The organism is Sphingopyxis sp. UBA6723 (assembly GCF_002454115.1).
Classification (GTDB): Bacteria; Pseudomonadota; Alphaproteobacteria; order Sphingomonadales; family Sphingomonadaceae; genus Sphingopyxis.
Map to the genome: position 1 here is coordinate 461,335 of NZ_DKIH01000010.1, position 26,259 is coordinate 487,593.

A 26,259-nucleotide genomic window follows, 5' to 3' on the forward strand; every position below is an offset into this window, starting at 1 on the left:
GCGCCTCACGCCGACAATCCGAATTCCGGCGCCGCGCGGAGGCGCGCGGCGTCGCGGAGCGGCGGCAGGCCGAAGGCGCGGCTATAGTCGCGGTTGAACTGCGACGGGCTTTCGTACCCGACGTGGAAACCCGCGCTGGCCGCGTCCATCGCCTCCGACACCATCAACCGCCGCGCTTCCAGCAGCCGCAGCCGGGTGCGATATTGCAGCGGGCTGAAACGCGTCACGCTCTTGAAATGCTCGTGGAAGGACGACGGGCTCATCCCTGCCAATCCGGCCAAGTCATCGATGCTGAAGACGCCGGCATAATGATCCTTGATCCACGCCACCGCGCGGCTGATCTGGTGCAGCCGGGTGTCGGCGGTCGCAATATGGCGCGGCATCGCGCCCTGCGATCCGGTCAGCAGCCGGTATAAAATCTCGCGTTCCGCAAGCGGCGCCAGCGCGGCCATATCGTGGGGCGTATCGAGCAGGCGCAGCAGGCGCAGCGCGGCATCGAGCAGGCCCGTATCGACGTCGCCGACCGCAATCGACGGGGCATGATCGCTACGCGGAACGCGCGCCTCATGCGCCAGCAGCAGGTCGCTCAGCACAGCGACGTCCAGGTCCAACTTCAGGCACAGATAGGGATTGTCGGGGCTGGCATCGACGACCATGCCGCTCACCGGCAGATCGACCGAAACGACAAGAAACTGTGCGCTGTCATAAATAAAGCTCGCATCGCCCAGCAGCACGCGCTTGCGGCCGCTGATGGCCAGGCACAGCGACGGCTCGTACACGACGGGCATCGGCTCGCTCGGCTCGGAGCTACGGACAAGCGATACGCGCGGCAGCGCGCACGGGTGAACCCCGTCGGTCGGCCGATGACGGAGCAAAAGAGAACGCATTTCTTCAAGTTTTGTCATGGTGACGGTTTTGCAGCCTTGCGCTGCCCCGACAAGCGCAAAGCGCCGTGTCCGGAGGATCGTGCAATCATTGCGGAGCCTTGATCTACCGTCTGACCGCCAGTCAGGCGCAAAAGCGGGTCAACGGATGGCATAGGGCCGTCCGGTTTCGATGGAGACGATTATGACCCCCAATACCGACAAGGTCATCCTGATCACCGGCGCGAGCAGCGGCATCGGCGCCGCCACGGCGCGCGAACTCGCTGCTACCGGCGCAACGCTTTTGCTCGGCGCCCGCCGTACCGACCGGCTCGAAGCTCTCGCGGCCGAAATCGCCGCTGCGGGCGGCAGCGCCGACTATCGCGCGCTCGATGTGACCAGCCGTGACGACATGCAGGCATTCGTCGATCATGCGATCGCGCGCTTCGGCCGCGTCGATGTGCTCATCAACAATGCGGGCATCATGCCGCTATCGCCGCTCGCCGCGCTCGAGACCCAAAATTGGGACGCGATGATCGACGTCAACATCCGCGGCGTCCTCAACGGCATTGCTGCGGCTCTGCCGGGCTTCACCGCACAGGGTTCGGGCCATTTCGTCAATGTCGCCTCGCTCGGCGCGCATTATGTGGTTCCGACCGGTGCGGTCTATTGCGCGACCAAGTTTGCGGTGTGGGCGATCACCGACGGTATCCGGCAGGAACATCGGGATGTGCGCGCGACGATCATCTCGCCCGGCGTTGTCGAATCCGAACTCGGCCATGACATCACCGATCCGGCCAGCGCCGCCGCGATGGCGGAATTCCGCAGCATCGCGATCACCCCCGATGCCATCGCCCGCGCAATCCGCTTCGCGGTCGAACAGCCCGATGATGTCGATGTCAGCGAGATCATCGTGCGCCCGGTGAAGGGCAGCTTCTGAGGATGCCGCGTGGCAGCGCTGCTAGTCCAGCAGCGCTGCCACCGCCTTTTCGATCATCGCCGCCGCCGCTTCCGCACCAAAGCTGGCGGCATCGAGCGACAGTTCGAGCCACAGCCCGTCGACCATCGCGGTCAGCATGATCGCCAGCCGCTCGGCGTCGCGCGCGCCGCAAGCGGTCAGCAGTTCGCCGAGCCGCGCACGGTATCCGGCGTAACTTTCCGCGTGAATATCCGCCATCCGCGCGTCGCTCCGCGCCAGCGCCCAGAAGGCGGTCCACGCCCCCAGCAATTCGGGATCGGTGACCGGGGCGCGGAAACTTGCGGTCAGATACGCCAGCAACCGCGCCCGCGGTTCGGGTCTGGCGCTCGCCACGGCGGCGGCAAAAATCGCGTCCATCCGGTCGCTGGTCGCCTGATAGGTCGCCGCGACCAGATCGTCGATGCCGTCGAAATAATGGCGCAGCAGCCCCGGCGACACCCCCGCTTTCGCGCAGATTGCCCGGACATTGGTGCCCGCCAGCCCATGCTCCGCCAGGCACGCGGCAGTCGCCTCGATCAGATCACTACGGCGGGCATCGGCGCTTTCGCGCGTAAAGGCTTGGCGAGCGGGTTGCATCTTGTTATACGATTGTACAACAAGGATCGACTCATGGCAACGCTGCGCGACACTTTCGTTCATCTAGACCCGCAAGATGGCTGGTCGCTCCCGGCGTGGACATACAGCGACCCCGATTTCTACGCCGCCGAAATGGCGCGGATCTTCCGCCCCAGCTGGCAGGTCGTGTGCCACGATAGCGACATCCCGAACCCCGGCGACTGGCACAGCATCGATTATTGCGGCGAAAGCGTCATCGTCGTGCGCGGCGCCGACCGGACCGTCCGCGCCTTCACCAATGTCTGCCGCCACCGCGGCTCGCGGCTGGTCGATGGGTCGGCAGGCTGCGCCAAAAAGCTCGTCTGCCCCTATCATGCCTGGACCTACGACCTCGACGGCCGCCTGACCGGCGTACCCGACAGCGCGAGCTACCCGACGCTTGACAAGAACAAGGCATCGCTGGTGCCGGTCGACCTCGAACAATGGCGCGGCTTCTGGTTCGTCCGCCTCACCGACGACGGCGGCCCCTCGGTCGCGAGCATGATGGCGCCCTATGAAGCGCAGGTCGCGCCCTATCGGTTCGAAGATCTCGGCGCTTTGGGCCGCGTCACGCTGCGCCCGCGCGAGGTGAACTGGAAAAATGTCGGCGACAATTATTCCGACGGCCTCCACATCCCCGTCGCTCACCCCGGCCTCACCCGCCTGTTCGGCAAAAGCTATGGGGTCGAGGCGACGACCCACGTCGACCGCATGTGGGGCGACCTGATCGACCGGCCGTCGGTTAATTGGTCGGAGCGCATGTATCAGCGGCTGCTGCCGCCGGTTCCGCACCTGCCGGAGGCGAACCAGCGTCGCTGGCTCTATTTCAAGCTGTGGCCCAATGTCGCCTTCGACATCTATCCCGACCAGGTCGACTTCATGCAATGGCTGCCGACTGGCCCGACCAGCTGCCTGATCCGCGAAATCAGCTATGTCCTGCCGGATGATCGGCGCGAAATGCGCGCCGCGCGCTACCTCAACTGGCGGATCAATCGTCAGGTCAATGCCGAGGACACGTTGCTCATCACCCGCGTCCAGCAGGGGATGGCATCGCAGAGCTTCACCATGGGGCCGCTCAGCGACAAGGAAGTTTGCCTCAAGCATTTCTGCGCCCGGATGCGCGACCTGATCCCCGAATCCCGCCTCGAACAAGCCCCGCGTGCGGGATGGAGCAAAGCATGACGCTAGAATTCCCGTTCGCATCGAGCGAAGTCGAGATGCCTATCGGAAATACGCGCCTTCGCGGTGTCTCGACTTCGCTCGACACGAACGGAATTTGATATGACCAAGCAATATGACGCCCTGATCATCGGCGCCGGCCACAACGGCCTTGTCTGCGCTTTCTATCTCGCGCGGGCGGGGCTGAAGGTGCGGATTGTCGAAGCGCGCGACGTCGTCGGCGGCGCCGCGGTGACCGAGGAGTTTGCGCCGGGGTTTCGCAATTCGGTCGCCAGCTACACGGTCAGCCTGCTCCAGCCCAAGGTCATCGCCGACATGAAGCTCGCCGAGCAGGGTTACCGCGTGATCGAGCGGCCGATCAGCAATTTCCTGCCGCAGGAAGATGGCGGCTATCTGAAGCTCGGCGGCGGGCTCGAACGCACCCAAAAGGAATTTGCGCGCTTCTCGGCCCATGACGCTGCCCGGCTACCCGCATATTATGACATGCTCGAGGGCGTCGCCGACGTGCTGCGCGACCTCGCGCTGAAATCGCCGCCGAATGTTGGCGACGGGTTCAAGACCTTGATCGACGCCGCGCGGCAGGGGCGTGGGCTGACCAAGCTAAGCCTGTCGCAGCAGCGCGACGTGCTTGAACTGTTCACCAAATCGGCGCGCACCTTTCTCGACAGCTGGTTCGAAAGCGAAGCGGTGAAGGCGGCCTTCGGCTTCGACGCCGTCGTCGGCAATTATGCCAGCCCCGACACGCCGGGCAGCGCTTACGTCCTCCTCCACCATGTCTTTGGTGAAGTGAATGGCAAGAAGGGCGCGTGGGGCCACAGCATCGGCGGCATGGGCGCGATCACCCAGATGATGGCGAAGGTATGTACCCAGCTGGGGGTCGAGATCAGCCTCGAAGCGCCCGTGTCGCGCGTCCTGGTGGATGGCGGCAAGGCGGTCGGGGTCAAGCTGGTCAGCGGCGAGGAAATCGCCGCCGCGCGTATCATCGCCAATGTCGGGCCGAAATTGCTCTATGAACGGATGTTCGACGAAGGCGATATCGCGCCCGAGTTCCAGCGCCGGATCAAAGCGTTCAAGGCGGGCAGCGGCACCTTTCGTATGAACGTCGCACTCAGCGAGCTGCCCAGGTTCACTTGCCTGCCGGAACCTGGCGAGCATCACCAGTCCGGGATCATCCTTGCCCCGACGCTCGACTATATGGACCGCGCATTCCTCGACGCGAAACAATATGGCTGGTCGAAAAAGCCGATCGTCGAAATGCTCATTCCTTCGACGATCGACGACAGCCTGGCGCCGCCGGGGCAGCATGTCGCCAGCCTCTTCTGCCAGCAATTCGCCCCCGAGCTTCCTGATGGTCGCGACTGGGACGCGGAGGAAGGCGCCGCCGCCGACTGCATCATCGACACCGTCGAGGCGCACGCCCCCGGTTTCCGCGCCTCGATCGTCGGCCGCCAGATCCTCAGCCCCAAGGGGCTCGAACGCAAATTCGGGTTAGTCGGCGGCGACATCATGCACGGCAATATGAGCCTCGACCAACTATGGTCTGCGCGCCCGGTGCTCGGCAACGGCGCTTATCGTGGGCCGCTCAAGGGACTTTATATGTGCGGTGCGGGGACGCATCCCGGCGGCGGCGTCACCGGCGCGCCGGGGCATAACGCCGCGCAGGTGATCCTACGTGACCGGGGTTTCTTCGCGCCGCGCTGGCGCTGACCGGCGCATCGCGAAATAGATCGGCAGCCCGGTCGCGGTCATTGCGAGGCTCCACAGGCTCGCCTCGATTCCGGCACCGTAAAAGGCCCAGCAGCTGTAGATGAAGCCGATCAGCGTCAGCGCAGCGAATCGCGGCGATGCGGCGATGCGGCGCTGCCTTTCGAGCTTCAGCGCCGCGAGCGCCGCTGCCATGTAAAAGATGATCGCGGTCGAGGTCGTCACCAGCACCATGAAATTGAACAACCCGGCCAGCCCGCGCGAATAATTGGCATAGACGACCAACGTGGCGAGACTGCTGGCGAGGAGTAGGCTCCACAGCGGTGCGCCAAAGCGGTTCTCGCGCGCCATCAGCGACGGCAGCTGCCCTTTCTGCGCCATATCGCGCGGGATTTCGCCGACGAGCAGGACGAAGCCGTTGAGCGCGCCGAGCGCTGCAATCGCCGCGAACAAAGCGACGAGCTGGCCCGCGGCAGGGCTGACCAAGGTCGCGAAAAAGGTCGCATAAGGTGCGTTTGACCCCTGCACCGTCGCGACGGGTAGCAGCATGGTAACCGCAGTGCAGGACAGGAGATATATGACTCCGGTCGCCACCGCGCCGATCATCGTGGCGCGCGGCACCGTTTTTTCGGGGTCTTTCACGCGGTCGCCGACCGCTAGCGCGCTTTCAAACCCGAGCAGCGCGAACAAGGTCAACGTCGCCGCGCTGCCGATATTGCCCAGGCTGACCGGCGCGGCGTCGGCGAGTGCGGGCGGGCTTACAATCCCCGACCCCAGCACCCAGACAGCCACCACGACGGCGCCGAGCAACGGCAGCAGCTTGAGCGCCCAGGTCAGCACCTGCGCGCCGCCCGCCTTGCGCACTCCGAGCAGGTTGATCGCGGTGAACAGCCAGATAAAGCCGATCGCGAGCAGCGCGGGGGTCTGGCCATCGGCAGCCAGCCCGGGAAAGATGATCGAAAGATTGCTGGTCGCCGCGACCGCCAGCGCTGCATTGGCGGTCCAGCAGCTGATCCAGAAACTCCACGCAACGATAAAGCCGACGCCGGGGCCAAAGGCTTCGGCGGCATAGGTGAACGGCCCGGTGCCCCCAGGCAGCAAACGCGCCAACCGCGCGAGCACCAGCGCTAGGCAAAGGGTGCCGCCGATCGTTACACCCCAGCCGATCACTGCGTTCCAGCCCAAGGGCGCCAGCGCGGCGGGGAGCAGGAACACGCCCGACCCGATCATATTGCCCATGACCAGCGCGATACACATCAAAAGGCCGAGCTTTTGGCTCGGCCTTTCCATGTTGGTCACGCTGCCGGTCACCCGGTCAGAAATCCTTGCTGACCTTGATCCCGATCAGGCGTGGGCGGATGACATTGTCGTAGAACACGCCGCCGGTGCTGCTGACCCCGTCGGGATCGCCGCAGATCGATTCGCCGCACTGGACCGCGCTGTTGATGACGCCGTTGCTGTTGAACAGGTTCGTGGCGAACAGCTCGGCGTCCCAGCCTTCGCCCTTGACGCCAAAACTGATGTCGGCGGTGGTATAGGCCTTGAAATTGCCGACGATGTCATTTTCGAACGGACGCACATCGGATCGCCGCTTGCCGATATGGTTGACGGCAAACTGGAAATGACCGTCCATGCCGCCGATCGGAAACTCATAACGGGCGATGGCATTGCCCTTGAATTTCGCCGTGACGGGCAAACGTGATCCTGCGGGAGCAAGGAGCGCGTTGGTCTGGCCCGGTGGGTTGATCGTACAGTCGAAACTGTCATTGGCGATCCGGCAGAAATCGCGGCGGATCGTCGCGTCGTTGTAACTGCCGCCCAAGCTGAGTGTGAAGCCGCCGGCGCGATAGTTCAGATCGGCCTCGATCCCGCGGATGCGGGCGATACCGGCGTTGCGGATTTCAGTGAGACCATTGGCGCCCAGGAACGACAGCTGAATGTTGTTCCAGTCCTGCTGATACACGGCGCCGTTGAAGCGCACCGGGCCAAACGACGTTTTCCAGCCAAGCTCATAATTGTCGAGCGTGTCGGGGCCATAGGGGTCGAGCGTGCCGCGGCGGTTGATCCCGCCGGGGCGGAAGCCGCGCGACCAGGTGCCGTACAGCAACACATCGTCGGTCACCTTATAGGTGAGGTTCAGTTTGTGGATGAAGTCGGTATCGCTCGTGCTCTTGTCGAGATTGGTACAGGGTGACCCCGCAATGATCGTCGGAGCGAAACACGCCGCCTCGCCGGTGCGACTGCTGAAACCGGCCGAATAGCCGAAGAAGCCGACCAAGCTGTTGTCGAATTTATAGACGCGGCCGCCGCCGGTCAGCGTCAGCTTGTCGGTGATGTCGAAACTGACTTCACCAAATGCAGCATAGTCGCGGTCGATGCGCAGCTGTTTGGTCAGCCAGATATTGCTGTCGGTGCCGGTGACGGTGATCGCGTCGCCGATGCCGTCGATGATGTAATTCTGTTCGATATTGTGCGACTGGCGCTGCCAGAACAGGCCGCCGATAAAGCGGATACGCGCATCGGCGGGTGAGGCGATACGGATTTCGGCGAAGCTGCGCTTATAGCGATCGATCCCCTGGATATATTGGTTCGGGTTGACCGGATCGCCGTTGTTGTCGGTGAAATAGGCGCCATAGCCATAGAGCGCGTCATAGAAATAGGCGTAATCCGAATAGTCGCTCTCGGTCTCGGTCTTGCGGCGCATGTGCCCGCCGGTGACGGTCAAATCCCAGCTGCCGACCTTGCCCTCGATCGTCATCGCGGCCTGGATCCATTTATCGTCGCCGCGTTCGGGATTATATTGCACCGTCTGCAGCTTGCCGTTCACCGCGGTCGAACGTTCCTGCGCGAAGCTGCCGTCGGCCTTCTGGATCTGCCCCATCAAGTTCGGGCGGATCGTCCAGTCGTCGTTGAGTTCGATGCCGAGCGCGAGGCGCGCACCATAGGTATCGACGTCGTTATAGTCTTTTTCGACAAGGTCTGCATTGTTCTGGGTGATGCCGCTGGTCGGATAGGTCCGGCTTCCGGCGATATTGTCGATATAGCCTGCGTCGTGGCGGTACCATCCGACCAGGCGCAGCGCTGCCTTTTCGCTGAGCGCGGCGTTGACAAAGCCTTCGGCAACCCCGCCGATGCCGCCCTTGGACACCGTGTTGAGTTCAAGGCCCATCGAACCATAGGTACCGCTGGTATCGGGCTGGTTGGTGATCAGGCGGATCGTGCCCGCCATCGAGCTGGCGCCATAGAGCGTGCCTTGCGGCCCGGCGAGTGCCTCGACGCGCGCCAGGTCATAGGCATGGATGTCGAGCGCGCCCTGAATCGTCGTGATCGGCATTTCATCGAGATAGGTGCCGACGGTGGGCAGCGATGCCGAATGGTTGGCGTTCTCACCCGACGCGACGCCGCGAAAATAAATCTGCGCAAAACCGGGTCCGGCGGTCTGGATCGTCACCGATGGCAGGAATTTGATGACGTCCTGAAATTCCTTGACCTGCAACTGGTCGAGCCGTTCGGTCCCGATCGCGGTGATCGCCAGCGGCACATCCTGCAGATTTTGCTCGCGCTTCGACGCGGTGACAACGATGTCGCGGTCGTCGTCGATCGCGGCCTCCTGCGCCAGCGCGCCGCCGGACGTATACAGGATGCTGCTGCCAAGCAGCAAGGCGCCGCTCCGAACCAGCCGGGTTGAAATTGTACGCATGAGACCCCCCTCAAAGTGACAGCTATATGACGCGAGGATGGCGCACCGCAGCATAAGCGCAAGTGTTGTTCGCGTACCGGTGGCATCGTTGGTCGAAAATGTCGTCAGCTGTTGCTCAAAGGCAACGATTTGTTGGCTTGGGCCTTAATCGAAGCGCGCCGGCACCGCAGGATAGGCGGCGAGTACCGGACCAAGCGCATCGGTCAGCGCGCCAAGCCACGCCTCATAAGGCCGCCATTGATCGACCCCATCGCGGTTGATCGGGCGGCGGACCTGCTCGCTCGACGCCGTGCGCACAGCGCGTGCGTTGGTGTGGAACGCCATGCAGGCGTCCTCAAACGGCAGCCCGAGATAGCCCAGCATCGCGCGCACCTCGGCTTCCGGATTATCCAGCAGCGCTTCGTGGATCACGCGGTGGACGCGGCCCGGCTGGACGGCGTCGATATGCGCCATCAACCGCACATAATCGCGGTAGTAAGCGCCCATGTCGGGCAGGTCGTAGCTGAACGCCTGCCCCTTGGCATAATGCTGGCGGAAGTTGGACCAGCAACAGTCGAGCGGATGCCGCCGCGCGTCGATGATCTTTGCATTGGGCAGGATCAGCCGGATCAGCGGCACATAGCGCCAGTTGTTCGGCAGCTTGTCGATATAGAAAGGCTTGCCGGTCTTGCGCTGGATCGCAGTGCGGCGCAGGAACGCCGCGCCCATTTCGGCAAGGCGCTCAGCTGGGGCGTCGGCCAGCGCCGCGACCCAATGCCGTCCCTCACCTTGCGTTTCGCGCCCCAGGCCCAGCGCCAGCGCGGGGATGTCGGGCAGCTCCATCGTCCCCTCGATCGCCGAATGGCTCGCCAATATCTGCTCGATCAAGGTCGATCCGGCACGCGGCATACCAAGGATGAAGATCGGGTCGGGCGCCGGATCGCCCATATCGGCGCGGGCCGCGAAAAAGTCGGCTGTGCAGGTCGCGATCGCCGCATCGACGATCGTGCGCGTATCGGCGGCATCATAGCCAAGCTGCCTGGCACGGATCGCATTGCCTGCGGCATAATGGCGAAACGCGGGTTCCGCGTCGCCGGCGTCGTCATAGGCTTTGCCGAGCGCGAAATGCAGGTGCAGCCGGTCGTCGGCGCGCTCATCGACCGCGGGTTCGGCGGCGACCAGCGCCGCTTCCATCGCCGCACGGTCGTCGGCCCCGAAACGGATCGTCTTGAGGTTGGCAAGGCTCCACCAGATTTCGCCGAGGCCCGGATCGACGCCGAGCGCATGACGGTAGGCGGCGATGCTGTCGTCCTGTCGCCCAACGGTCTTGAGCAGATGGCCATAGCTCATCCACAGCTTGGCGTGATCGGGGAAGCGCATCGTGAGTTGCTCGTAGAGTGCAAGCGCTTCGTCATAACCGCCAATACGGCCCAGCGCCGCGGCTTTCAGATTGGCATGCGCCGGATTGTCGGGGTCATCGCCCAGCACCGCATCGAGCGTTTCGGCGGCCTCCGCATAGCGGTTCTGCTTGTAATAGACGGTGGCCAGATTGGCGCGGGCCGCCCCGAACCCCGGCGCGAGTTCGAGCGCGCGTACGAGCAGCTTCTCGGCATCGCCATACCGCCCGATCCGCCCCGCGACTTCGGCCAACATGCGGATCGCGGCGACGTCGGTCGCATCCTCACGCAGACGCGCCCGCAGCGCGGCTTCGGCGTCGGGCAGGCGGTTTTCGGCGAGCGCCAGCGCGGCATCGACCATCGCCGTGTCGTGGATCGTCGCGCCAACCGCGGCAAGCGCCGCGGCCTGTGCTTCGCTCTCGCGATTCAGGGCACGGAGGGCATGGGCGGCGAGCCGGTGCGCGGCGGCAGACGTCGGTACCGCTTCGATGATCGCCTGTGCCTGCGCCAATGCCGCGGCAGGTTCGGCGGCGAGCAACCGGCGGGCGTTGGCGAGCGCCGCATCATGGGTGACGGTCGCCATACAGCCCCGATCAGCTTTTCGCCGCGCGCGCCTTGGCGACCGCCTGCTTCAGCGCGTCATAGCCGATCTGTCCCTGGAACAGCTGGTCGCCGACGATCCAGGTCGGGGTGGCGTTCAGCTGGAGCTGGGTCGCGATCGCCAGGTTGCTGTCGAGCTCGCGCTGGAACAGCGCCTCGTTCGCCGTCGCGTCGGCGGTGCCGTCGGTGACGACGCCGGCGCGCTGGGCGGCGGTGGCTATGCCCGCTGCGTCGAGCGAACCGACGGCGAACATCGCATGATGAAACGCATCATATTTGCCCTGCCGCGCCGCGGCAAGCGCCATCAGCGCCGCGTCACGGCTCTGCGGGGCGATGATCGGCAGCTCGCGGAACACGACCTTTAACCGTTTGTCTTCGCGGATCAGCCGGTCGACGTCTGGCACGCTGGCGCGGCAGAAACCGCAGGCATAATCGGTGAACACCACCAACGTGACGTCGCCGTCGGCATTGCCCGCCCACGCCCCGGCATAGGGTTTTTCCAGCGCCGGGCGGATCGCGCCGATCGCCTTGGCGATTTCGCCGTTGCGCTGCGCCTCCAGCGCCTCGGGAATGATCTGCGGGTTGGCCTTGATATAGTCGGCGACGATGGTTTCGACCTCGCTCTTGCTCATTCCGCCGCCCATGCGCCCGCCGAGCCAGAACACTGTAGCGAGCAACAACAGCCCGCCAAGCGCGATGGCCCAGATACGCGTCGATCCGCCGTCCATTCCCGTCCCCTTGATGTGCGGCAAGCGCGGCGCCGCCATCGCTTTGGTTGCGCCAATCGGCTTTTTCGGTGGCGGCGCGGCCAGCGGTGAGCGGTCGTCACCATCGGCGCCGGCGCCCACCGGGGCCGACGCCATCGTCCTGCCCGCATCGCTCGCAAACAGCGGTAGGTCGGGGGCGGACGGGTTTTTGGCGCGCGCCGCGGCTTCCTCGCGGGCCAGCAATTGTTCGAGCCCTGACGGCGGCGGCACCAATTCCTCACGTGGGCCGGGGCGGAGCTTTGTTGCGGCGTCGCCAATGCTCCCACGGATGCTTTCGCTGCCCGCTTTGGCGATCTGGCCGACACCCGCCTTGGTCCGGTCGGCGACTTCGCCAAGCCCGCGCCCCGCTTCGCTCGACAGCTTCCGCGCCTTGTCGCCGAGCGCCAGCCGGTCCCACGCTGCGCTGCTGGCCTTTGCTGTGACGCGGCCTGCCTGCACCGATCCGCGCCCGATCGCGCGCGCCGCTTGCGCCGTCATCGCGCCAGTTTTGGCGGCGAGTTCGCCGGTTCGGCGCGGAATTTCCATCGCCTCGACGCGCGCCGGAATGTCGGCGCGGTCGCCGATGCGGATCGTCCAGTCGGCAAAGGCGTCGGCGCTATTGCGCAGCGCCCGCCACACTCCGGCGGCGCCTGCCTTCATCTGGTCCGATGTGACCACTGGTTGGCGCGTCGCCTTGTCGTTGGCGGTATAGCGCGACAGGTCGATGCCAACCGGCGGTATGTCGCGCGGCTTGGCCAATCCTTCGTCTGGCGACGGCGATGTCGGCGGCTGCGGCCGCGGCACAGCCTTCGGGGTCGGCTCCGCGTCGCGCAGCCATGGCTGGTAATAATCGTCGTTTTTGTCGGTCACTTGTTGCCCTTGCGCATCATGATCGACGATGCGGCCCCTGTCTTTGTTCGAAACTAGCGTCGTTTGCGCGTCTGTTCCACCTCGGCGCGTGCGACCAGTGCAATATCCTGTGCACGGATCCAATCGGGGGAGTCCTGCGCCAGGCCCTGCATCGCGATTTCGGCATTACGCAGCGTCAGCGCAGGCTGTCCACCCTGCAGGCTATAGCGTTCCGCCGAAGCGAGCGCGGCGCGCGCCTGATCGCCTTTGTTCGCATAGACGATACCGAGTTGATACCAGGCAAAGGGGTTCTGATTGTCGAGTGCCACCGCCGTTTTCAGCACATCCTCGGCCTCGGTGAAATTCGCCGGGTCTTCGGTCGCGATCAGCGCGTGGCCCAGCGTCGCACTAATCAGCGGCTGCGACCGCGATATCGTCACCGCTTTGCGCAGCGCCGGGATCGCTTCCTTGGGGCGCCCCGATTCGAGCAGCACCTGGCCTTCAAGTTCCAAAAAATAAGGGTCGCGTGGATTGGTGGCGAGCAGCGCCTTGACTTCGTCCAGCGCTTTTTGCGGATAGGCGCTGCGATGCCAGGCGTAGGCGCGCGCGTAACGCGCCGGAATGCTTGTGATGGTTTCGGGGAATTTGCGCAGGGTCCGGTCGGGATCGGTCATGAAACCGGACAATTTTGCTTTGATCCGCTGAAAACGTTCCTCGATCACCGGATCGGCGGGCTTGTCCCACGCCGGATCGATCACATAGACCTCGCGCAGCGCCTGGATGCGATCGCCCGACATCGGATGGGTGCGGCCATAGGCCTGATCATCGTCCTGCTTCACCGCGTAACGAAATTCCAGATTCTGCAATTTTTTGAAAAAGGCCAGGCTGCCGCGGCCGCTGATCCCGGCTTTGGAAAGATATTGGGCGCCCGCCGCGTCGGCAGTCGATTCCTGAACGCGACTGAACGCCAGATATTTGCCCAGCGCGGCCTGCTGCCCCGCCATCATGACACCCATGCCGGCTTCGCCCGCGCCCGCCGCGATCGCCGCGGCACCCAGCAAAAGGCTGAGCAGCGATATGCCGGTGGCCGTCTTGGCGCCGTCATTGACGCGAATCGCGTGGCCGCCGATGACATGGCCCAGTTCGTGCGCGAGCACACCCTGCACCTCTTCGGCAGTGTCGGCGGCCTCGATCAGCCCGGCAAAGACATAGACGTCCTGACTGCCCGCCACGAACGCGTTGATGCTGGGGTCGCCAAGCAGATGGACGCGCACCTGCCCCGGTTGCAGCCCGGCTGCGACGAGCAGCGGGTCCATCATGTCCTGAAACAGCGCTTCGGTCTCGGCATCGCGCAGGATCGATTGCGCCATCACCGGGCGTATCGTCACGGCGAGCATCGCGAGCAGGGTCAGTGCGATCCGGAGCAGCGGGCGCCATGCGCCTGTCCGAAAGATCGATTTGGGGGAGGGCGGCATCATCCTGCCTACCCTCGCGCGGCGCATCTGAACATCGACTGAAGCCATGCCAGCTTTGTGGGGGTCAGCGCGCGTGGAGGCAAGGCGAGACTTTGGCTCAAAACGATCATGGCTTCCCCCGACGTTTGCCGGAGGAAGCCATGATGAGACGTATTTCGCTCGGATCAGCCGAAAGTGCGCTGCCACCAGCCGCGACGCGGTTCGCCGTCGGGACCGACGCCGCTCTCGTCGCCATTGGCGGCTTCGGTTTCAGCTTCGCCCGTCGTCGCCGCTTCGGGCGCCGCGTCCGCTGCAACCGCTTTTTTGGCGCGGCTCGCCCGCTTCTTCGGCGCGGGTTTGGCGGGTTCGGCTTCCGGTTCGGCCTCGGCAACGGGTTCGGCCTCCACCGCTTCCGGCGCCGCTTCGACCACAGCGTCGGCGGCTTCGGCTTCGACTGCCGCCTTGGTCTTGCGCGGTGCGCGCTTGCGCTTCGGCTTTTCCTCGGCAGCCGGTGCTTCGTCGGCGACCGGTTCGGCGACGTCCGCGGCTAGCGGGGCTTCGACAGCTTCTGCGGCGGTGTCGTCGGTTGCCTCTGCCGCGTCGACCTTGGGCTTGCGACCACGGCCACCCCGTCGGCGGCGCGGTTTGGCGTCGGGATCGACGGCTTCGGTCCCGGCTTCTGCCTCGCCATCGCTGGCGGTTTCTGCCGGTGCGGCGTCGCCCTCCTCGGCACCGTCGGCGGCGTCGTCGCGCTCGGCTTCGCCATCGCGTTCTTCGCCGTTCTCGAGGATTTCATTGCCTTCCTCGTCGCGGCGACCGCGGCGGCCACGACGACGACGGCGGCGGCGCTTGCGGCCCTCGCCGTCGGTGTCGCTCTCGCCGCCCTCGGGTGCGCGCTCACGCTGGCGGGCGGGGCGGGCTTCGGCTTCCGCTTCGGCTTCTTCCGCATCTTCGTCTTCGGGATAATCGTCGTCATCCTCGTCCTCGATCGGCGCGATCGGGGCAAAGCTGCGGCGCTGCGTCGGCGGCGGGCCGGTGACTTCGACCGCCATCCGCGCCCCTTCGGTCTCGCCGTCGGGCAGGATTTCGACGATGACGCCGTACAGCTCCTCGATGTCGCGCAGCTCGCGGCGCTTTTCGTTGAGCAGATAGAAAGTCGCTTCCTGGCTGGCGCGAAGCGTGATCCGGCTGCCCTTGCCGCGTGCCGCTTCTTCTTCGATCAGGCGCAGCGCGCTGAGCCCCGCCGACGAGGCGGTGCGGACCAGCCCGGTGCCTTCGCAATGTGGGCAGGGGCGCGTCGATGCTTCGAGCACGCCGGTGCGCAGGCGCTGGCGGCTCATTTCCATCAAGCCAAAGCCCGAGATGCGACCGACCTGGATGCGCGCGCGGTCGTTCTTCAGCGCGTCCTTCATCGCCCGCTCGACCTTGCGGACGTTCGAGCCATGATCCATGTCGATGAAGTCAATCACGATCAGGCCGGCCATGTCGCGCAGACGCAGCTGGCGGGCGATTTCGGCCGCGGCTTCCAGATTGGTGCTGACCGCGGTCTGCTCGATATTATGCTCGCGGGTCGAGCGGCCCGAGTTGATGTCGATCGACACCAAGGCTTCGGTCGGGTTGATCACCAGATAACCGCCCGATTTCAGCTGGACGACGGGATTGAGCATCCCGGCCAACTGATCCTCGACGCCGTAACGCTGATAGAGCGACACCGGATCGGCATATTGCTTCACCCGCCGCGCATGGCTGGGCATCAGCAACTTCATGAACTGCTTGGCGGCTTTATAGCCCTCGTCGCCCTCGACGAGCACTTCCTCGATGTCCTTGTGATAGATGTCGCGGATCGCGCGCTTGACCAGGTCGCTGTCCGAATGGACCAGCGCCGGGGCGCTCGATTGCAGCGTCTTTTCGCGAATCTCGTCCCACAGGCGGGCGAGATAGTCGAAGTCGCGCTTGATCTCGACCTTGGTGCGGCTCATTCCGGCGGTGCGGACGATGCACCCCATCGTCGGCGGCAGCGCGAGTTCGTCGATCATCGCCTTCAGCTTGCGGCGATCGGCGCCGTTCGAAATTTTGCGGCTGATCCCGCCGCCGTGCATCGTGTTGGGCATCAGTACGCAGTAACGACCGGCAAGCGACAAATAGGTGGTCAGCGCCGCGCCCTTGTTGCCGCGTTCTTCCTTGACGACCTGCACCAGCATCACCTGGCGGCGGCGAATGACGTCCTGGATCTTGTATCGGCGGCGCAGCGACATGCGGTTTTCGCTGTCATCCTCGTCGCGGCGGCTGCTGCGACCGCGGCCACCGCCCTTGCGGCCATTGCCGCGTCCGCGGCCCCGCCCCTTGCGGTCGCCACGATCGTTACGGCCTTCGCGGCCTTCTTCGGATCCTTCGCCGCCCTCTTCGCCGTCGCCATTTTCGGCGTCGCCCCGGTCGTCGCGATCATCGCGGTCATCGTCGTCGCCATCGTTGCGTTCGTCACGATCGTCATCGTCGCGGTCGTGGCGGCTGTCGCCATTGTCGTCGTCGTCATGATATTCGACGTCGGCGACATCGCCTTCCAGCGCGTCGAGGTCTTCCTCGGCGCGCTGCGCGGCGGCGGCGGCATGTTCGGCCTCTTCGCGCAGCAGCGCTTCGCGGTCTTCCTTTGGAATCTGATAATAATCGGGGTGGATTTCGCTGAACGCCAGGAACCCGTGGCGATTGCCACCATATTCGATGAACGCCGCCTGCAGCGACGGTTCGACGCGGGTTACTTTGGCCAGATAGATATTGCCCTTGAGCTGCTTGTGCTCGGCGGACTCGAAATCAAACTCCTCGATGCGGTTTCCCTGGGTGACGGCGACCCGGGTTTCTTCCCGGTGCCGCGCGTCGATCAACATGCGCGTGGTCATTAGTTACACTCCAAGCGCGCCGTAGCGCGCCATCAAAAAATCCCGCGACCTTCCTTGACGAAAGATCGCGGCGGATACGGATGATACGAAAAAAGACGTTATTGCCGCGGGGAGCCTGCGTCCGATGCTGGACGCGCATGCGGTCTTCGCATCCGGCGACGGCGGCGGCAAAAGCGCCCGCGTCGGGATGAAAAGAGGGCATGGCAAGCCTCATGCGGCATCAACCTGTTACATGGGGTGAGCGGGCGGGCAGGGCGGGCGTCTGGCGATCGCCCCGACTGTCCGGTCAACCGGGTGGACTGACGGCAGGTTGCCGATCCCCGCATATCCGGCGCCAAGGCGGCCATGTCCCGCAATGTTTGCGGAGCAGGCCTTCCCCTCAAAAGGCCGGACGGCACCGGGAACGACACCGTCAGTGGTGGTGTGCTAGCATCGGCACGGGCCGACGGCAACAGCGCCACGGTAGAAAGATGGGACGCCGACATGCGTCCGCAAGGGTTGCGGTTCTGTTCGTCTGGCAGATTCGCAGCTTAACCGGCATTTCACGCGTCATGGCTAAAGGTGCGTTCACGATGGTTTGCGGCCTTGATTCTGAAATTTTGGAATTAAGCGCTGGACCAGTGTGCGCCGCGCGCCGCATAATCGTGCCATGAGCCTGCTGCTCGCCTTGATTGGCCTATCTTTGACCCCCGTGCCGTCGGGGCAGATGGTCGACCGTATCGCGCGCGGTCCGCGCACCGAACTGGCGCCGCCCGCGGGGTTTCGCGCCAAGGTCCCCGAAAAACGCTACAGCGTCAGCGTCCCCATCGGCAAGCCCAGGCCCAGCGTTGCACTGCCGCGGATCGAAGGGCCGAACGATAGTCGCCTGCCGCTCGTGGTGCTCGACGCGGGGCATGGCGGCCACGATCCGGGGGCAATCAGCCCGCACAGCGGCAAGCGCGAAAAGGACATCACCCTCGCGCTCGCTCGTGCCATCCGCGACGATCTGCTCGCCTCGGGCCGTGTCCGCGTCGCGCTGACCCGCGGCGAAGACCGCTTTCTGGTGCTTGAGGAGCGTTTCGGCATCGCGCGGCGGCTGAAGGCCGATTTGTTCATTTCGATCCACGCCGATGCGGCGGAAAACCAGACCGCCAGCGGCGCGTCGATCTACACCTTGTCCGAAGTCGCCTCCGACCGCGAAGCGGCGCGGCTCGCGGCGCGCGAGAATAAGGCGAATGTCATCAATGGCGTCGATCTCGGCGCCCACAGCGGCGATGTGTCGTCGATCCTGCTCGACCTGACCCAGCGCGAGACGATGAACGTCGCCTCCGATTTCGCGCGGCTGCTTCAGCGCGAGGCAGGCGAAGCGGTCAAATTCCGCACCCACGCGCATCGCTTTGCCTCGTTCGTGGTGCTGAAGGCGCCCGATACGCCATCGGTGCTGTTCGAAACCGGCTTTATCTCGAACAAGGACGACGCCGAATTTCTGGCGTCGGCGGCGGGACAGAAAAAGGTCGCGCGCGGCGTGCGCAATGCGGTCCAGATCCATTTCGCGCGGCAGATCGCGGCGCGGTAACCGCAATCGCCCTCCCCTGAAGGGGAGGGTGGCGAGACTTGCCAGCTTGCTGGCTTAGTCGCAGCGGGTGGGGTTTGCAGCCTTGCATCACCCCGAGAGACCCCACCCCAACCCCTCCCCTGAAGGGGAGGGGCTTTTGAAATATAGTCTTGACTAACTTTCTCCACCTAGCCAGCTTGCTCTCGGTGGCGGCGGGAGAAGATCATGAGCTGGAGCAACTGGTCAGGCAGCGTCAGCGCCGCCGCGCAAATCGCCCGCCCGCATAGCGAGGACGAACTCGCCGCGCTGATCCGCAGCGCACACAAGCTGCGCGTTACTGGGGCCGGGCACAGTTTCATGCCGCTCTGCGAATCGGACGAGTTGATCGTCAGCCTCGACGAGATGGCGGGCGTGATGCATATCGCCGCCGACCGCCAGACCGCGCGCATCCCCGCCGGGTGGAGCATCCGGCGGCTGACCGCGGGGCTGTGGGACGAGGGGCTGGCGCTCGCCAATCAGGGCGATGTCAATCCGCAGTCGCTCGCAGGGGCGATGGCGACGGGGACGCACGGCACCGGGGTCGATCTTGGTTCGCTCGCGACCTTTGCGCGCGGCTTCCGGCTGATCGGCGCCGATGGCGAGGCGCATTGGTGCGATGCGACCACCAATGCCGATCTATATCAGGCACAGCGGCTGTCGCTTGGCCTGTTCGGGGTCGCGACCGAGATCGATGTCGCGGTCGTCCCCGCCTTTCACCTGTCCGAACGGATCGAAAAGCGCCGCTGGGCGGAGGTGCGCGAAAGCTATGATGAGCTGGCGAAGCAGCATCGCCATGTTGAATTCTGGTTCTTTCCGCACAGCGACGACGTGATCCTGAAAACGCTCGACCTGTGCGACCCATGCGATCCGCCGCCGACCACGACCGACATGGAGGAGGCCAGTTTTCGCCGCATCCTGAACATCGCGGCGCGCCTGCCTTTCCTTACCCCGACGCTTCAGCGGCTGATCATGAAAGGCGGCATTTCGGGGCGCCGCCGCGGCCCGGCGCATCTCGTCTTTCCATCCGACCGCACGATCCGCTTCGAAGAGATGGAATATGAAATGCCGCGCGCCGCCGGGCTCGACACGCTGGCCGAAGTGGTCGGGTGGATTCGCAAGAAACGACTGCCGGTCACCTTCCCGTTCGAATTTCGCACCGTTGCCGCCGACGATATCTGGATGAGCCCGATGAACGCCGGACCCGTCGCCGCGATTTCGATGCACCAATATGCGAAGATGCCTTGGCAGGGCCTGTTCGCCGAAGCCGAGACGATCTTTCGCAGCCATGGCGGTCGCCCGCATTGGGCCAAACGCCATACGCTGACCCGCGCCGACGTCGCGGCACTCTATCCGATGGCGGGTCGCTATACTGCCGTCCGCCGCGCCGCCGATCCGGGCGGAAAATTCCTCAACGCGCATCTCGAAAGCCTGTTCGCATGACCACCGACCGCGACCTGCACGCGCATCTAATCGACCAGCAAGGCTCACGCGCCGATCTCAACACTCCGGTGCTGGTGCTCGATGTCGACGCCCTCGACCGCAATGTGCAGCGCATGGCGGCGCTCACCGCACACCACGAGGTCGCGCTGCGCCCGCACGCCAAAACGCACAAGAGTGTCGATATTGCGCAACGCCAGATTGCTGCGGGCGCGGTTGGCGTGTGCTGCGCCAAGATCGGCGAGGCCGAGGCGCTGAGCGAGGGCGGCGTGAACGGCATCCTCATTACCTCGCCGGTCGCGGCACCCCGCGCGATTGAGCGGCTCGCCGCGCTGGCGGCCCGCGCCGACGGCTTGATGGCGGTCGTCGATCATCCCGATGTCGCGGCGGGCATCGATGCGGCGCTCGCGGTCGCCGACGCGCGGCTCGACATGATCATCGACATCGATCCCGGTATTGCGCGCACCGGGGTTGCTTCGGCGGATGCGGCGGTGGCGCTGGCCGAGGTCATCGCCGCCGCTCCCAACCTCAAGTATCGCGGTGTGCAATTCTACTGCGGGTCGCAGCAGCATATCGAAAGCTATGCCGACCGCCGCGCCGCGATTGTCGAGCGCACCGGCTATTTGCAAAGCGTCATCGCGGCGCTGGCCGACGCGGGGTTCGCGCCCGAAATCATCACCGGATCGGGCACCGGCACCCATCGCATCGACCTCGACCTTCGCGTCTTCACCGAATTGCAGGCGGGAAGTTACGTCTTCATGGACAAGCAATATCTCGACTGCGATCTGACCGGCGAGGAAAGCGAACCGCCGTTCGAGGTCTCGCTGTCGGTCGATGCGCGCGTGGTCAGCGCCAACCACAGCGGCCTGGTCACCATCGACGCCGGGTATAAATCGCTGTCGACCGACGGCGGTGTTGCGGTGGTGCAGTGCGGGGCGCCCGACACGGCCTTCTTCGCCTTCATGGGCGACGAACATGCGGCACTGATCGCCCCCGGAATCGGGGTGCAGCTCGCGCCCGGCGACCCGGTCAGCCTGACGGTGCCGCACTGCGACCCGACGGTGAATCTCTACGACAGCTATCATGTCGTCGCGGGCGAAACGCTGGTCGATATATGGCCGGTCAGCGCGCGCGGCCGGGCGCGGTGAACGCGCCCGGGGCGGTGAAGCGTCCGCCGCAGCAGGACCGCGCGCGCCAGACGCGCGAACGGTTGCTCGATGTCGCGGGCGCGCTGCTCGCCGAGGTCGGGATCGAGCGGATTTCGACCAATATGATCGCGGCGCGCGCCGGGCTGACCCCGCCCGCGCTCTACCGCTATTTCGGCGACAAATATGCGGTGCTGGAGGCGCTGGGCAGGCGGCTGATGGAGCGGCAGAATGCGGTGCTCGCGGCATGGCTGGCGCACCACGGGCCGGACGGGATCGCCGCAATGGCCGATCACATCGGCGACCTGCTCGCCCAGAACGCCGCGGTGACGCGCGCCGAACCGGGCGCGGTGTGGATATTGCGCGCGCTCCACGCCTCGCCGCGGCTCGTCCATATCCGGCTCGAATCGCACCGCCATGTGACCGACCGGCTGACCGACGCCTGCGCGCCCTACGTGGCCGGGATCGACCGCGAAAAGCTGTGGTCGCGGCTGCGACTGGCGGTGGAGCTTGGCTTCGCTGCCGATGAAATGCTGTACGAGGAAGATCGTATTTCGGCGGACGCGGCGCTGGCCAATGTCGCGGCGATGCTACGCTTCGCCATGCTCGACCTGACCGAAAGCGTCTAGTCGCCCACCCTGCCGCAACCATGCTTCCCTTTCGGCGATCCACGCTTTAGAGGCAGGCATCATGGTCGCCGACAGTCCGCCTGATTTCCGCCTGCGCCTGCGCCGCGACAGCAATGCCGTCATCGCCTGGCTGCGCGCAATGTGGACGCGGCGCTGGTTTCGCTGGCTCGGCTATCTGGTGCTGGCGGGTGTGCTGGGGCTTATCCTGATCTGGGCGGTTTTTGCGCGCGATCTGCCGTCGGTCGACCAGTTGCGCGATTATGAACCACCGCTGCCGACAATGGTCCGCGACGGCGAGGGCAAGCCGGTTCACAGCTATGCCCGCGAACGCCGCGTCCAGCTGGACTATAGCGAATATCCGCAATTGCTAGTGCGCTCGTTCCTGGCCGCCGAAGACAAGACGTTCTTCAGTCACGGCGGCATCGATTATCCGGGCATCGCCTCCGCGATCATCACCAATCTGTCGAGCAGCGGCCGTCCCGTCGGAGCCTCGACGATTACCCAGCAGGTCGCCAAGAATCTGTTGCTGACCAACGAGCTCAGCTATCGCCGCAAGGTGCGCGAGGCGATCCTGGCGATGCGGATCGAGGATGCGCTGACCAAGGAGCAGATCCTCGAACTCTATCTCAATGAAATCCCGCTCGGCCGCCGCAGCTTCGGGGTGCAGGCGGCAAGCCGCGCCTATTTCGACAAGGATGTCGATCAGCTCCAGCTTCACGAAATGGCGTTCCTCGCCATCCTGCCCAAGGCACCCGAGAAATATGGCCGGTCGCGGTTCGAACGCGAAGCGCTGGCGCGGCGCAATTTCGTGCTCGGGTCGATGGAAAGCAATGGCTGGATCACCGCGGCGCAGCGCGACGCCGCGCGCGCCATGCCGCTCGGCCTCACCAACAGCGGCAATCGCGCGATCGCGCAGGTCGGCGGCTATTATATGGAAGAGGTGCGGCGCCAGCTGATCGCCCAGTTTGGCGAAACCGCCGACGACGGGCCGCTCAGCGTCTATGCCGGCGGGCTGTGGGTGCGCACGCCTTATGACGGCAAGATGCAGACCGGCGCGACGATGGCGCTGCGCAAGGGGCTTCAGCGTTACGATGCCGGCAAGGGCTGGTCGGGACCGATCGCGAGGATCGAGGCCGACGATCAGTGGCAGAGCCGCCTTGCGTCGAGCTTTATCGGCATCGATTATGACAATTGGCGCGTGGCCGCGGTGCTGTCGAAATCGGCGGCGGCGGCACAGATCGGGTTTGCCAATGGCGATACCGGGACGCTGCCCGCCAGCGCTGCGACGCTCGGCTATCGCAAGACCGGCGGCACCGCCTTTTCGGCGATGCGCCCCGGCGACCTGATCGTCGTCAAATCGACCGGCGGCAGCGGCTATGCCCTGCGCAACATCCCCGAAGTGTCGGGCGGCATGGTCGTCGAAAGTCCGCACTCGGGTCGCATCTATGCGATGCAGGGTGGCTTCGACGTCCGTCTTTCGCCGTTCAACCGGGCGACCCAGGCGCAGCGCCAGCCGGGCTCGACGATCAAGCCGTTCGTTTACGCCGCGGCGCTCGACAATGGCATGACCCCCGCGACGATGATCGTCGACGGCTCGTTCTGCGTTTATCAGGGTGCGCGCCTCGGCAACAAATGCTTCCGCAACTTCGGCAATTCGGGGGGCAGCGGCGAACATACGATGCGCTGGGGACTCGAACAGTCGCGCAACCTGATGACGGTGCGCGCAGCGAGCCAGGTCGGCATGGAGCCGGTTGTCGAAACGATCGCGGCGATGGGCATTGGCAAGCACGAACCCTATCTCTCGACCGCGCTTGGCGCCGGATCGACGACGGTCGAAAAAATCACCAACGCCTATGCGATGCTCGCCAACCATGGCCGTGAGCTGAAACCGCGGGTGATCGACTATGCACAGGACCGCCGCGGCAAGGTCATCTTCCCCGCCAATTGGAAACCCTGCGAGGGCTGCAACAAGAAAGACTGGGACGGGCGTCCGATGCCGCGCTTTGCCAAATCGGGCAAGCAGCTGATGGACCCGATGACCGCCTATCAGGTCGTCCATATGCTCGAAGGCGTTGTCCAGCGCGGTACCGCAGTGCGGCTGCGCGACCTGAACGTACCGCTGTTCGGCAAGACCGGCACGACCACGGGTCCGAACGATGTGTGGTTCGTCGGTGGCACCCCTGATGTGGTGGCCGGTATGTATATCGGCTTCGACCAGCCGCGCAGCATGGGCGGCTATGCGCAGGGTGGCAGCTATGCGGCGCCGATCTTCAAAGATTTTGCGCTCGCCGCGCTCGCCGACCGCCAGCCGATCCCGTTTGCGGCGCCCAAGGGCGTGCGCATGGTGCGCATCGACCGCCGGTCGGGCCGCCGCGTCTATGGCAGCTGGCCGGGGACCGATCCCAAGGCATCGATCATCTGGGAAGCGTTCAAGCCCGAAAGCGAACCGCGCCGGACGATCCGCGAAGAAGAGATCCAGCCGGTGAAGACACCGCGGCGGCAGGACGCGCCGGTACGACAAGGCCCGGCGGGGCGCAGCGACAACGACTTCCTCGACGACCGCGGCGGGATCATCTGACCGCTTGTCTCTGACGGCTGAGCCTCTATGGCCGGTTTTCACTAGTTTCAGGAGCAAGGACATGCGCGCCGAAGCGCAGGATCATATCGACAAGATTGGCGCCGCGCTGGCGCTGCTGCGGCGTTTTCTCGACTGGGACCGCGCGGTGCGGCGGCTCGACGAGCTGAATGCCAAGGTCGAGGACCCGACGCTGTGGGACAGCCCGAAGGCGGCGCAGGAAGTGATGCGTGAGCGGCAGCGGCTCGATGCGGCGATCACCGCGACGCGCGCGATCGAAACCGAGTGCGCCGACACCGCCGAACTGATCGAGCTCGCCGAGATGGAAGGCGACGAGGCGATGGTCGACGAGGCGGTGGCGTCGCTGGCGACGCTCGCGGCGCGCGCCGAGGAAGACAAGATCCGGGCGCTGCTCGCGGGCGAAGCCGACGCCAACGACGCCTATATCGAGGTTCACGCCGGCGCGGGCGGCACCGAAAGCCAGGACTGGGCCGAGATGCTCCAGCGCATGTACAGCCGCTGGGCGGAAAAGCGCGGCTTCAAGGTCGAGCTGGTCGAATATCAGGCGGGCGAAACGGCGGGCATCAAATCGGCGACGATGCTGGTGAAGGGCGAGAATGCCTATGGCTATGCCAAGACCGAAAGCGGCGTCCACCGCCTCGTCCGCATTTCGCCCTACGACAGCTCGGCGCGCCGCCACACCAGCTTCTCGTCGGTGTGGGTCTATCCGGTGATCGACGACAATATCGATATCGAGATCAACGAAGGCGACCTCAAGATCGATACCTATCGCGCTTCGGGCGCGGGCGGCCAGCACGTCAACACCACCGATTCGGCGGTGCGCATCACCCACATCCCGACCGGCATTGTCGTCGCCAGCCAGAACGACCGCTCACAGCACAAGAACCGCGCGACCGCGATGGGGATGCTGAAGGCACGGATGTACGAGGCCGAGCTGCAAAAACGCGAGGCCGCGGCATCGGGCGAATATCAGGCGAAGACCGAGATCGGCTGGGGCCACCAGATCCGCTCCTACGTCCTCCAGCCCTATCAGCTCGTGAAGGATCTGCGCACCGGGGTGACCTCGACCGCGCCGGGCGATGTGCTCGATGGCGCGCTCGACCCGTTCATGGCCGCGGCGCTGTCGCAAAAGGTGACGGGCGAAAAGGTCGAGGTTGAGGACATCGATTGATGAAGCGATCCGCCGCCGTCCTGCTCGCGTTGCTGCCGCTGCTCGGCAGCTGCGATGCGCCTTGGGATGATGGCGGCGACCGCGCCGTAACCGCCCGCGACTTTCCGCCCGCCGACCGCCCGGTGGCGCCGACTGTCTCGACCAAATGGTCGACCGAAGAAGCGCGCGACCGCGTCAACGAGGCCGAAGACGTCATGGATTCGGCCGACGTTCGTCCGGGCATGACCGTCGCCGACATTGGCGCGGGCGACGGCTATTATACGGTGCGCCTGGCGCAGCGCGTCGGCGCGACCGGGCGGGTACTGGCGCAGGACATCATTCCCGACGTGATCGAGCGGCTCGCCGACCGCGTGGCGCGCGAACGGCTCGACAATGTCTCGCTCAAACTCGGCGCGGTCGACGATCCGCGCCTGCCCGCGGCCAGTTTCGACCGCGTGTTCATGGTTCACATGTATCACGAGATCGGCGAGCCCTATGCTTTCCTGTGGCGCCTGCGCCCGGCGCTGCGTGCGGGCGGACAGGTGATCGTCGTCGATGGCGACCGGCCGATCGCCGACCATGGCACACCGTTCCGCCTGCTCGTCTGCGAGTTCGAGGCGGTCGGGTACAAGCTGGTGTCCTATGACGACAAGCAACATGCCGGGGGGTATCTGGCGCGGTTCGTGCCGAGCGGGAAGCGGCCGGAACCCGACGCGATCACGGTCTGCGATAATCCGTGAAATAGTCGTCGCCCCCGCGAAGGCGGGGGCCGCTATCGTTTTACGCGGCTT

Annotated in this window: 18 protein-coding genes; 10 read left to right on the forward strand and 8 right to left on the reverse strand. The window is 65.1% G+C overall.

Annotation, left to right across the window (positions count from 1 at the left end):
• Window positions 1-5: 5 nt before the first annotated feature.
• On the reverse strand, window positions 6-905 hold the full coding sequence (locus B4F07_RS10875) for an AraC family transcriptional regulator (protein ID WP_293704754.1): 900 nt from the start codon (window positions 903-905) through the stop codon (window positions 6-8).
• A 163-nt stretch (window positions 906-1,068) separates the two neighbouring features.
• On the opposite strand from B4F07_RS10875, the gene B4F07_RS10880 reads away from it, so the two are divergent.
• Window positions 1,069-1,803, forward strand: coding sequence for an SDR family oxidoreductase (locus B4F07_RS10880; protein ID WP_293701030.1), 735 nt, complete (start codon window positions 1,069-1,071; stop codon window positions 1,801-1,803).
• 21 nt (window positions 1,804-1,824) lie between these two features.
• Here B4F07_RS10880 and B4F07_RS10885 read toward each other — a convergent pair whose 3' ends face one another.
• On the reverse strand, window positions 1,825-2,418 hold the full coding sequence (locus tag B4F07_RS10885; protein ID WP_293701029.1) for a TetR/AcrR family transcriptional regulator: 594 nt from the start codon (window positions 2,416-2,418) through the stop codon (window positions 1,825-1,827).
• A gap of 33 nt (window positions 2,419-2,451) precedes the next feature.
• Here B4F07_RS10885 and B4F07_RS10890 point away from each other — a divergent pair, with 33 nt between their 5' ends.
• A complete protein-coding gene (locus tag B4F07_RS10890; protein ID WP_293701028.1) occupies window positions 2,452-3,618 on the forward strand; it encodes an aromatic ring-hydroxylating oxygenase subunit alpha in 1,167 nt (388 codons plus the stop codon).
• Between the two features lie 99 nt (window positions 3,619-3,717).
• A complete protein-coding gene (locus B4F07_RS10895; protein WP_293701027.1) occupies window positions 3,718-5,322 on the forward strand; it encodes a phytoene desaturase family protein in 1,605 nt (534 codons plus the stop codon).
• On the opposite strand, the gene B4F07_RS10900 is transcribed toward B4F07_RS10895, so the two are convergent.
• The 6 genes from B4F07_RS10900 to B4F07_RS10925 form a co-directional block, all read right to left on the reverse strand.
• Window positions 5,284-6,630, reverse strand: a complete 1,347-nt coding sequence (locus B4F07_RS10900; RefSeq protein WP_293701026.1) for an amino acid permease — start codon at window positions 6,628-6,630, stop codon at window positions 5,284-5,286. The genes B4F07_RS10895 and B4F07_RS10900 overlap by 39 nt on opposite strands.
• A gap of 4 nt (window positions 6,631-6,634) precedes the next feature.
• Window positions 6,635-9,019, reverse strand: a complete 2,385-nt coding sequence (locus tag B4F07_RS10905; protein ID WP_293701025.1) for a TonB-dependent receptor — start codon at window positions 9,017-9,019, stop codon at window positions 6,635-6,637.
• A 144-nt stretch (window positions 9,020-9,163) separates the two neighbouring features.
• Window positions 9,164-10,978 carry a tetratricopeptide repeat-containing sulfotransferase family protein gene (locus B4F07_RS10910; RefSeq protein ID WP_293701024.1) on the reverse strand — a complete coding sequence of 605 codons (1,815 nt, stop codon included), beginning with the start codon at window positions 10,976-10,978 and terminating at the stop codon, window positions 9,164-9,166.
• A 10-nt stretch (window positions 10,979-10,988) separates the two neighbouring features.
• Window positions 10,989-12,611, reverse strand: a complete 1,623-nt coding sequence (locus B4F07_RS10915) for a DsbA family protein (protein ID WP_293701023.1) — start codon at window positions 12,609-12,611, stop codon at window positions 10,989-10,991.
• Between the two features lie 53 nt (window positions 12,612-12,664).
• Window positions 12,665-14,068, reverse strand: a complete 1,404-nt coding sequence (locus B4F07_RS10920) for a M48 family metalloprotease (protein ID WP_293701022.1) — start codon at window positions 14,066-14,068, stop codon at window positions 12,665-12,667.
• A gap of 161 nt (window positions 14,069-14,229) precedes the next feature.
• Window positions 14,230-16,938, reverse strand: a complete 2,709-nt coding sequence (locus B4F07_RS10925) for an Rne/Rng family ribonuclease (RefSeq protein WP_293701021.1) — start codon at window positions 16,936-16,938, stop codon at window positions 14,230-14,232.
• A gap of 622 nt (window positions 16,939-17,560) precedes the next feature.
• Here B4F07_RS10925 and B4F07_RS10930 point away from each other — a divergent pair.
• The 7 genes from B4F07_RS10930 (at window position 17,561) to B4F07_RS10960 (ending at window position 26,208) form a co-directional block, all read left to right on the forward strand.
• Window positions 17,561-18,493 carry an N-acetylmuramoyl-L-alanine amidase family protein gene (locus B4F07_RS10930; RefSeq protein WP_414711707.1) on the forward strand — a complete coding sequence of 311 codons (933 nt, stop codon included), beginning with the start codon at window positions 17,561-17,563 and terminating at the stop codon, window positions 18,491-18,493.
• 204 nt (window positions 18,494-18,697) lie between these two features.
• Entirely contained in the window at window positions 18,698-19,951 is a 1,254-nt protein-coding gene (locus B4F07_RS10935; protein WP_293701020.1) for a D-arabinono-1,4-lactone oxidase, read from the forward strand.
• A complete protein-coding gene (locus B4F07_RS10940) occupies window positions 19,948-21,096 on the forward strand; it encodes a DSD1 family PLP-dependent enzyme (RefSeq protein WP_293701019.1) in 1,149 nt (382 codons plus the stop codon). The genes B4F07_RS10935 and B4F07_RS10940 overlap by 4 nt, the downstream gene beginning before the upstream one ends.
• Window positions 21,063-21,722 (forward strand): TetR/AcrR family transcriptional regulator, encoded by a 660-nt coding sequence (locus B4F07_RS10945; RefSeq protein ID WP_293701018.1) that lies wholly within the window; start codon window positions 21,063-21,065, stop codon window positions 21,720-21,722. The genes B4F07_RS10940 and B4F07_RS10945 overlap by 34 nt, the downstream gene beginning before the upstream one ends.
• A 61-nt stretch (window positions 21,723-21,783) precedes the next feature.
• Window positions 21,784-24,300: a penicillin-binding protein 1A gene (locus B4F07_RS10950; RefSeq protein ID WP_293701017.1), complete on the forward strand. Its 2,517-nt coding sequence runs from the start codon at window positions 21,784-21,786 to the stop codon at window positions 24,298-24,300.
• A gap of 61 nt (window positions 24,301-24,361) precedes the next feature.
• On the forward strand, window positions 24,362-25,489 hold the full coding sequence (gene prfB / locus B4F07_RS10955; protein WP_293701016.1) for a peptide chain release factor 2: 1,128 nt from the start codon (window positions 24,362-24,364) through the stop codon (window positions 25,487-25,489).
• Complete coding sequence (locus B4F07_RS10960) at window positions 25,489-26,208, forward strand: class I SAM-dependent methyltransferase (protein ID WP_293701015.1); 720 nt, start codon at window positions 25,489-25,491, stop codon at window positions 26,206-26,208. Before prfB ends, B4F07_RS10960 begins: the two co-directional genes overlap by 1 nt.
• The last annotated feature ends 51 nt before the right edge of the window (window positions 26,209-26,259 follow it).

Excerpts from the sequence above, each read along its gene's own strand:
- B4F07_RS10905 (WP_293701025.1), bottom strand. The coding sequence starts at position 9,019 with ATGCGTACAATTTCAACCCGGCTGGTTCGGAGCGGCGCCTTGCTGCTT.
- B4F07_RS10920 (WP_293701022.1), bottom strand. The coding sequence starts at position 14,068 with ATGATGCCGCCCTCCCCCAAATCGATCTTTCGGACAGGCGCATGGCGC.
- B4F07_RS10950 (WP_293701017.1), top strand. The coding sequence starts at position 21,784 with ATGGTCGCCGACAGTCCGCCTGATTTCCGCCTGCGCCTGCGCCGCGAC.
- B4F07_RS10945 (WP_293701018.1), top strand. The coding sequence starts at position 21,063 with ATGGCCGGTCAGCGCGCGCGGCCGGGCGCGGTGAACGCGCCCGGGGCG.
- B4F07_RS10880 (WP_293701030.1), top strand. The coding sequence starts at position 1,069 with ATGACCCCCAATACCGACAAGGTCATCCTGATCACCGGCGCGAGCAGC.
- B4F07_RS10925 (WP_293701021.1), bottom strand. The coding sequence starts at position 16,938 with ATGACCACGCGCATGTTGATCGACGCGCGGCACCGGGAAGAAACCCGG.
- B4F07_RS10875 (WP_293704754.1), bottom strand. The coding sequence starts at position 905 with ATGACAAAACTTGAAGAAATGCGTTCTCTTTTGCTCCGTCATCGGCCG.
- B4F07_RS10935 (WP_293701020.1), top strand. The coding sequence starts at position 18,698 with ATGAGCTGGAGCAACTGGTCAGGCAGCGTCAGCGCCGCCGCGCAAATC.
- prfB (WP_293701016.1), top strand. The coding sequence starts at position 24,362 with ATGCGCGCCGAAGCGCAGGATCATATCGACAAGATTGGCGCCGCGCTG.
- B4F07_RS10960 (WP_293701015.1), top strand. The coding sequence starts at position 25,489 with ATGAAGCGATCCGCCGCCGTCCTGCTCGCGTTGCTGCCGCTGCTCGGC.
- B4F07_RS10940 (WP_293701019.1), top strand. The coding sequence starts at position 19,948 with ATGACCACCGACCGCGACCTGCACGCGCATCTAATCGACCAGCAAGGC.
- B4F07_RS10895 (WP_293701027.1), top strand. The coding sequence starts at position 3,718 with ATGACCAAGCAATATGACGCCCTGATCATCGGCGCCGGCCACAACGGC.
- B4F07_RS10910 (WP_293701024.1), bottom strand. The coding sequence starts at position 10,978 with ATGGCGACCGTCACCCATGATGCGGCGCTCGCCAACGCCCGCCGGTTG.
- B4F07_RS10890 (WP_293701028.1), top strand. The coding sequence starts at position 2,452 with ATGGCAACGCTGCGCGACACTTTCGTTCATCTAGACCCGCAAGATGGC.
- B4F07_RS10885 (WP_293701029.1), bottom strand. The coding sequence starts at position 2,418 with ATGCAACCCGCTCGCCAAGCCTTTACGCGCGAAAGCGCCGATGCCCGC.